This is a genomic window from Actinomycetospora succinea, from assembly GCF_004363095.1.
Classification (GTDB): Bacteria; Actinomycetota; Actinomycetes; order Mycobacteriales; family Pseudonocardiaceae; genus Actinomycetospora; species Actinomycetospora succinea.
Window position 1 is genome coordinate 700335 of the sequence record NZ_SNYO01000004.1, and the last position, 7021, is coordinate 707355.

The following is a 7021-nucleotide window of genomic DNA, read 5'->3' on the forward strand; positions in this document are numbered from 1 at the left end:
GGTCTCCCTACGGGCCGGGCCGGAGGGACGCCACGTCGACCGTGCGCTCGACGACGGCGCGGGCGAGGTCGGTGAGCCGCAGTCCGTGCCGGCGGGCGTGGGTCCGCAACCTGCCGAACGCCTCCTCCGGGCCGAGCTCGCTCTGCCCGGCGACGACGCCCTTGGCCTGCTCGATGATGACCCTGCTGTTGAGGGCGCCCTGGAGCTGTTCCTGCACGGTCTCGGCGTAGCGCACCGCCCGCTCGTGGAGCAGGCCGATGGTCGCCGCGTCGGCCAGCGCCTGACCGAGCCGGACGTCGTCGTCGACGAGTATGTGCGGGTCGGTGTGGAGCAGGGTCAGCACCCCGATCACCTCGTCCCGCAGGCGCATCGGGAGGGCATGGGTGGACCGGAACCCGGCGTCGGTGGCCTGGGACGCGTAGCGGGGCCACCGGTCACCGGCGCCGGGCGCGGTGAGGTCCTCGCTGCTCACCGGGCGGCCGCTGCGCACGCAGTCCACGCACGGGCCGGCGTCGATGGCGACGGCGAACACCTCCAACAGACGGGTCCGCTCCGTGGACGCGGCGGCCACCGACAGGCCGCCCTGCCCGTCGGTCAGGATGACCCCCGCCGCGTCGACGTCGAGGAGCTCGACGCAGCGTTCCGAGAGCATCGTCAGCATGTCCAGGGCGTCGAAGTCGTGGACGAGGGTGTCGGTCAGGCCCAGGAACGTGTCGATGACCTGGGGTTCGCGGCCGTTGCTCATGGGTCTTCGCCCTCCGGGTCCGGGGCTGGGGTCTCTGGAGATGGTTCGTGCCCGTCCTCGGGAGGAGGTCCCGGTTCGGGCGTCCCCGACCGGTCGAGCACCAGGTCGCGGGCGATGATCCGCCGTGCGACGTCGTGAATCGGTTCGCTGTGGGAGAAGGCGTGGGCCCGCACCCGCAGCAGGGCGGTGGCGACGTCGACGCCGGCACGGGCCGAGACCATGCCGGCGGCGATGTGCACGTCGGCGTGCACGTCGGGCAGCCATCCCGTCAGGGACGCCGCCGCGTCCTGGACGTCGCCGTCGTCCTCCTGGGCGGCACCGTTGCCGGAGTCGGTGAGGTCGAGCAGGGCCTCGGTGGCGAGCGCGGCGAGGGCGAGGGCGTCGGCGAGCTGCTCGCGCGTGAGTGGGCCCGTGGTGAGGCGGTGCAGATCGAGGGTGCCCAGCCGGACCGCGCCGACCTGCAGTGGCAGCGAGAACAGCGCCGCCACCCCGGCCCGGACCGCCTCGGGGCCGAACCCCAGCCAGCGCGCCGGCTCGGCAGCGATGTCGCCGGCCAGGACCGGGAGGCCGCCGCGGTAGGCGTCGAGGCACGGGCCCTCACCGGTCGTGAGCTGCAGGTCCTCGAGCTGCTGGGTCAATCGGCCGGTGGCGGCGATCTGGTCCCGCGCGCCGCCCACCCCCGCCTCGAGGCTGCCCATCACCGTCACCCCGGCACCATCGACCCGGACCTCCGACACCGCCACCGTGCACACCCTGCCGAGCCGGGACAACAAGGCCGGCGCGTCGGCGGTGCCCCGGCCGCCCCCGGCCGCCGCGCCTGCCGACCCCTCGCCGTCGACGAGCGCCAGCAGCCGGTGACGCCGCAGAGCGTCCTCGGCGCCATCCTGGGCGCTCACGCTGTGTCCCTCCCGACCCGCGCAGCGACGGCTGCGTCCTCGTCGGCCGGGGTCCGGGGCCTGCGACGCGCTGGTGGCGCGACGTCTCGAAGACCACCGCACGGTAGAGCATCGAGGCCCGGCGGGCTTCCCGCCTCTCGCGGCTCCGGTCCGGTGACGCACCGTGTAGCGTTCCGGCCGTTGCCGTCTTGTTGTCCTCGCGTCGAGCGCCGGATCACGTGACACCGATCTCGTGCGCACACCCGGGGAAGCCCCGGATGGCAGGAGTTCCGGGCAACGCCGATCGGCAGGTCCCTGCCGCGGCCGCGCAGAAGAGATGAGGAACTCCGTGACCGACGGAACCGTGAAGTGGTTCAACGCCGAGAAGGGCTTCGGTTTCATCGCGCCCGATGACGGGAGCAAGGACGTCTTCGTCCACTTCTCCGCCATCGAGTCGTCGGGCTACAAGTCGCTCGAGGAGAACCAGCGGGTGACCTTCACCGCCTCGCAGGGCCAGAAGGGGATGCAGGCCGACTCGGTCCGTCCTCTCTGAGACCACGGCGGGCCGGCGACCGGCGAGCGTCCTCACGACGCTCCCGGCGCCGGCGTGCCGATCGACCCCGTCCGGCCTGCACCTCCACGAAAGCAGGGCAACCATCAGGTCACCCGTTTCTCCCGCGCACGCTCCCGGGCACGTCGACCACCCCTGCTACGAGCGCCACGCGGACGCCTCGTGATCCCCGCCGGCCGTGTCGCCGTGAATCTGCTCGATCTCGTCGGCGAGGGGGTCGGCGCGCTGGTCGTCTCCTCGATCGCACTGGTCGCCGCCGTGCGGGGCCCGGGGTTGCCGACCGGGTCGGCGCCGTCACCGATCCCCGATCCCCGCACTCCCCCCCCTGATCACCGCTCGCCGCGCAGGGGTGCGCCGGCCTCGTGCAGGTGACGCAGGGTGCGGGCGTACGAGTCGAGGAGCCCCGTCTCGGTGTAGGAGATGCCCTGCTGCGCGCAGAACGCTTCGACGAGAGGCCGGGCGCGCCGCAGGTTCGGTCGTGGCATGCGGGCGAACAGGTGGTGTTCGATCTGGTGGTTCAGGCCGCCCATGGCGTGGTCGACGAGGACGTTGCCGCGGATGTTCCGCGAGGTGAGGACCTGCTTGCGCACGGGGTCGAGCCGGTCCGCCGCGGACACCATCGGCATGCCCTTGTGGTTCGGCGCGAACACCGCCCCGAGGTAGAGCCCGAAGAGCCCCTGCTGGACGATCACGAAGACGATCGCGGGGCCCGGAGAGAGCACGAGGAACACCGCACCGAGGTAGACCGCGGCGTGCACGGCGAGCAGGGACGCCTCCAGGCGTGGTTTGGCGACCTCGCCCTCGAGGAGGGCCCGGACACTCCCGACGTGCATGCTCAGCGCCTCGAGCAGAAGCAGAGGGAAGAACAGCGCAGCCTGGTGGCGGGCGACGAACCCGAGCGGACCGCGACGCCCGGTGGCCTGCTCCGCGCTGAAGGCGAGCACCGGGATCTGGACGTCGGGGTCGCGTGTCTCGTGGTTGGGGTTGGCGTGGTGTGCGTTGTGCTCGGCCACCCACCGGGCGTAGCCCAGCCCGATGGTGAGGTTGCCGGCCAGGTAGCCGACGGCGTCGTTGGCCCGCGAGCTGTCGAAAATCTGGCGGTGCCCGGCATCGTGACCGATGAACCCGTACTGTCCGGCCACAACGGCGAACACCGGAGCCAGTGCCACAGCCCACCACGAGTCGCCGATCGCGGCGAAGGCGGCGACGGTCGCGCCGAGGAGCGTGGTCGTGGCGACGATCAGGGCCGTGTACCAGCCACGGCGCCGCTCGAGCAGCCCGGCCCCGCGCAGCTCTTGTGTCAGCACGGCGAACTCCGTGCGCCGCGGCACCGGTCGGACGGCCTCGCCCACGGTCATGGCTGCTCCTGATGTGGTGTGTCGACGGTCCATGGGGGTCAGGCCGGATGCGGACGGGTGGGGGAGCGCGGGCGCCCGAAGACCTCGGGGAACGCCGACACCTCGGGGTCGGTGACCAGTCGGCGGCGCAGCCCCACGACGTGCAGCCGGCCGCCGGCGTGCGAGAGCCGGTGCCAGGTGGCGGCGAGGACCTCGAGGACATCGACGTCACGACCTTGGAGACGGGTCAGATCGACGGTGATGTGGAGGCCGTGGGCCCGCATGATCAGGTTGAGCGCACGGTCGAGGCGTTCGACCGCGTCGCCGTCGGCATGGCCGTCCACCGTGACCTGGGCGTGGTGGCGGATGGTCCACATGACGATCAGGCGGGCGCTGGGTTGCCGGGGGTCGACCACCTGCCGACCGCACTCGCGACCGCCGGCCAGGACGGTCCCGACCTGCTCGGGCTCCACCTGTCGCGGCCGGGAGAGGACAAGTCCGTCCGCGGACGTATCAGTCACGATCTGAGCCGGCTCGAGCAGTCGACCGCGGATTCGCGACGGGAGGGCGTCACGACGTCGTCCCCTGGCCACGGTTCTTCGGGAGGTCGGGGATCGGCCCCGTCGGAGGGCGCCGCGACGTGCCGTGTCCGGGCAGACGGTGGCGGCCCGGAGGAGATACTCGTCATCGGGTCGGTCAGCCCTCTCGGTCGATCCGGTATCCGCGACAGGGCTCGCGGGCATGCGACAGGACCGGGTCTGGGGGCCGCCAGTGGTCGACACCAGGACGTCCGCGCCGTCGGCGGTGCGGGACCGGTGTCGTGCCGGACTCAGCTTGCGGCCGAGACCGGTCGTGCGCAACACCAGCCCTGACACGGCGACAGCGCGTCGCGCCAGGTCCTGACCTGTCGGGGTCGCCTCCGCCCCGCCGAGCCGCGGACGACGCTCTACGGGCTCGGGTCGGGTCGAACCGCCGGGTCCGCCCGACCGTCCACCCCGCCGCCCATCGGTCGGCTCACGGTCAGCGGGATGCCCGGGCGCGGGCGCTCACCGAGTCGTAGTGGATCCAGGCGGTCGTGGTGTCGTCGGCGATGGCCTGACCCAGGGCACGCTGGTCGGCATCGAAGCTGCGGGTGCGGATGTCGAACAGGTACAGCGCGCCGACGACGCGGCGGCCGCTGCGCAGCGGGAGAGCCTGCGCCGAGCGGAAGCCGGCGCGGCGTGCGGCGGCGCCGTAACCAGGCCAGGCCACGGTGTCGCGGTCGATGTGCGGGCTGCTGACCTGTGCGCCGGTCCGGAGGGCCTCGACGCCGGGGCCGGTCTCGGTGGCCGAGGCGAACGACGCGAGGGCGTGAGAGCCCGGCGACGTCGCCGCGGTGACACGCACCGGCTCACCGGGCGAGACCAGCAACACCGCCGCAGCGGAGACGTCGAACACCGCGACGCAGCGTCGCGCGAGCTGGACGAGCAGCTCGCTCGAGCCGGATTCGGGCACGAAGGATTCCCTCTCGCTGGTGCGGCCGGAGCAGGCGGTACGCGTCCGGGCGTCGCCGGAACCGATGCGGCGGGGCGCAGCGACGGGGACGCCGGTCGTCGGCGACGGGTGGGATCCGATCCGGCAGTCCCGTGACTCTCGGGCTGTCTTCTCCCGCTTCCCTCCAGCCCCGTCCACGGGGTGTGGTCGGACGATGCGACATCACGTCGACCGGGTCTGGGGAGGACGGCCGGGCTCGCACGCGAGGCCCGACGCCCTGAACGTACCTCGCTCGGGGAGGTCACCAAACTCGTCCGGACGACGTTGCGACGGACAGCCCAGTCCGGCGGAGCTCCCGACGAGAGACCGCTTGCGCTCCATCGACCCCGCTCGCATCCCGGGTCCGGACTGGGAAGCTCGGCATCCTCGCCCGGCGAGGTCGCCTGTCCGTCGACGTCGCGACGACACTGCTTCGCGGCTACGCCGCGCATCGCGGGATCGAACTGCCGGATCTCGTCGGGGATGTCGTCGCGGGCCGTCTCGACCCCGCGACCGTGATCGCCTCCCACCGCGCGGTGGAGTCCGACACGGACGGAGGCCCGCGGTGCCAGGATTCCGCCGATTGCCGGTGAGCCTCGCCGCGTCCGTCAGGGCTCGAACCCGTGGAGGGCCGACCGCAGGGTCGCCATGGCGGCGAAGGTGCGGGACTTGACGGTTCCGAGCGGGATCCCGAGCGACGTTGCGATCTCGGACTGGGTACAGCCGCGGTAGTACGCCAGCGCCAGCACGTGACGCTGCGCCGGCGGGAGGGCCGCGAGCGCCGCCCGCACGTTCGCGCCCACCATCGAACCGATCGCGGCCTGGTCCGCTCCCGGGGCGGCGGGGACCTCCCGCTCGTCCTCACCGGCCGAGAGGGTGCGCCGTCGGATGGCCGCCTCGCGGCGGACAGCGTCGACGGCGATGTGGTGGGCGAGCGTGAAGATCCACGTGCGGACCGTTCCGCGCGCGGGATCGAAACGACCTGCCTGGCGCCAGACGGCGAGGAAGAGCTCCTGGGTGGCCTCCTCGGCGATGTGGTCGTCGCGACAGATGCGCCGGGCCAGCGAGTACACCTGCCGGCCGAACCGGTCGTAGAGCTCGCCGAGGGCGCGCGTATCCCGCCGGGCGACTCGGGCCAGCACGGCCGCGTCGACCTCGGACTCGCCGGTCTGCCTCCGTCGTCCGGCGACGACCGACCCCGGGTGCCCGTGCGCAGGGGGCTCGGGCACCTCGGCCGAGCCAGTCACTGCGCTCATTCCGCTCCCGCCGCGCGCGCCTGTTCTGGTGCACGGTGCGCCGGGTCCGGGACGTCACCTGTGGTCCGTCCAGTCCAATCCTAGAGGCCCGGACGAAGCGTGCGGACCGTCCGGGAAGCACCGCGCGTCGCCGGAGCCCTCGGGCCCCCGCTGACGAGCGGCCCGGGATCAGTGCTGGTAGCGCGGAGCGACCTCGGAGCTGCCCTGGTTCTCGGGGTCGACGTCGACCGCGGAGGCGCGACGACCCGGTGAATACCGTGATCAACGTCCAGAAGGCAGACCGTGACCGACGTGGCGGCCGGAAGAACAGCACGTTGGTGATGCCGTTCCCGGTCGACCTGCTGCGCTTCTTCGAGCACGCCGGGGCCGCGTCGCGCGGAACGGCCGTGCCGCACGAGCCGGCGCTCCGCTCCGCGCCCGTCTCCGGTGACGCCACGCCCGAACACGACCCCGCGCGGCCCGCGGCGACGTCGCGATCCAACGGCGCCGGACGGCCCGACGGCGGAGGGACGCTGCCGCCCGCGGGGGGATGAGAGGGCGCTCCGGCGCGGAACCGTCGCGGAGGGCTCCGTGGATCCGGCCGGCACGTCGACATCTCGCCGGCCGGGGGACCACGGATCACGCACTAGCTGTACTGACCGGACACGTTGGTTGAGCGCGTGTGACGACACGGTCTGAATGATCTTGAGGGGAGGACCTCTCGGGAGTGCTGTGGAGCTGTCTGA

At 72.9% G+C, this 7021-nt stretch carries 8 protein-coding genes; 2 read left to right on the forward strand and 6 right to left on the reverse strand.

Annotated features, from left to right (window positions below; translation table 11 throughout):
- Positions 1–7: 7 nt before the first annotated feature.
- Positions 8–745, reverse strand: coding sequence for a GAF and ANTAR domain-containing protein (locus EV188_RS18515; protein WP_133827710.1), 738 nt, complete (start codon positions 743–745; stop codon positions 8–10).
- The gene (locus EV188_RS18520; RefSeq protein ID WP_133827711.1) at positions 742–1641 is read right to left on the reverse strand and encodes an ANTAR domain-containing protein; all 900 of its coding nucleotides are present in this window, start codon (positions 1639–1641) and stop codon (positions 742–744) included. Before EV188_RS18520 ends, EV188_RS18515 begins: the two co-directional genes overlap by 4 nt.
- 328 nt (positions 1642–1969) lie before the next feature.
- Here EV188_RS18520 and EV188_RS18525 point away from each other — a divergent pair, with 328 nt between their 5' ends.
- Positions 1970–2173 (forward strand): cold-shock protein, encoded by a 204-nt coding sequence (locus tag EV188_RS18525; protein WP_279536755.1) that lies wholly within the window; start codon positions 1970–1972, stop codon positions 2171–2173.
- Positions 2174–2520: 347 nt separating this feature from the next.
- On the opposite strand, the gene EV188_RS18530 is transcribed toward EV188_RS18525, so the two are convergent.
- The 4 genes from EV188_RS18530 to EV188_RS18545 all read right to left on the reverse strand — a co-directional run bounded on the left by EV188_RS18530 (position 2521) and on the right by EV188_RS18545 (position 6296).
- Positions 2521–3549 carry a fatty acid desaturase family protein gene (locus tag EV188_RS18530; RefSeq protein WP_133827713.1) on the reverse strand — a complete coding sequence of 343 codons (1029 nt, stop codon included), beginning with the start codon at positions 3547–3549 and terminating at the stop codon, positions 2521–2523.
- A gap of 38 nt (positions 3550–3587) precedes the next feature.
- Positions 3588–3944, reverse strand: a complete 357-nt coding sequence (locus tag EV188_RS18535; RefSeq protein ID WP_133827714.1) for a hypothetical protein — start codon at positions 3942–3944, stop codon at positions 3588–3590.
- A 604-nt stretch (positions 3945–4548) separates the two neighbouring features.
- Positions 4549–5022, reverse strand: a complete 474-nt coding sequence (locus EV188_RS18540) for a GAF domain-containing protein (RefSeq protein ID WP_166659959.1) — start codon at positions 5020–5022, stop codon at positions 4549–4551.
- 626 nt (positions 5023–5648) lie between these two features.
- Positions 5649–6296 (reverse strand): sigma-70 family RNA polymerase sigma factor, encoded by a 648-nt coding sequence (locus EV188_RS18545; protein WP_133827716.1) that lies wholly within the window; start codon positions 6294–6296, stop codon positions 5649–5651.
- Positions 6297–6553: 257 nt separating this feature from the next.
- Between EV188_RS18545 and EV188_RS18550 the strand changes: the two genes are divergently transcribed.
- Positions 6554–6829 carry a hypothetical protein gene (locus EV188_RS18550; protein ID WP_133827717.1) on the forward strand — a complete coding sequence of 92 codons (276 nt, stop codon included), beginning with the start codon at positions 6554–6556 and terminating at the stop codon, positions 6827–6829.
- The last annotated feature ends 192 nt before the right edge of the window (positions 6830–7021 follow it).

What these genes read in the sequence shown, in the direction of transcription:
- EV188_RS18530 (WP_133827713.1), bottom strand. Translation starts at nt 3,549, where the DNA reads ATGACCGTGGGCGAGGCCGTCCGACCGGTGCCGCGGCGCACGGAGTTC.
- EV188_RS18515 (WP_133827710.1), bottom strand. Translation starts at nt 745, where the DNA reads ATGAGCAACGGCCGCGAACCCCAGGTCATCGACACGTTCCTGGGCCTG.
- EV188_RS18545 (WP_133827716.1), bottom strand. Translation starts at nt 6,296, where the DNA reads ATGAGCGCAGTGACTGGCTCGGCCGAGGTGCCCGAGCCCCCTGCGCAC.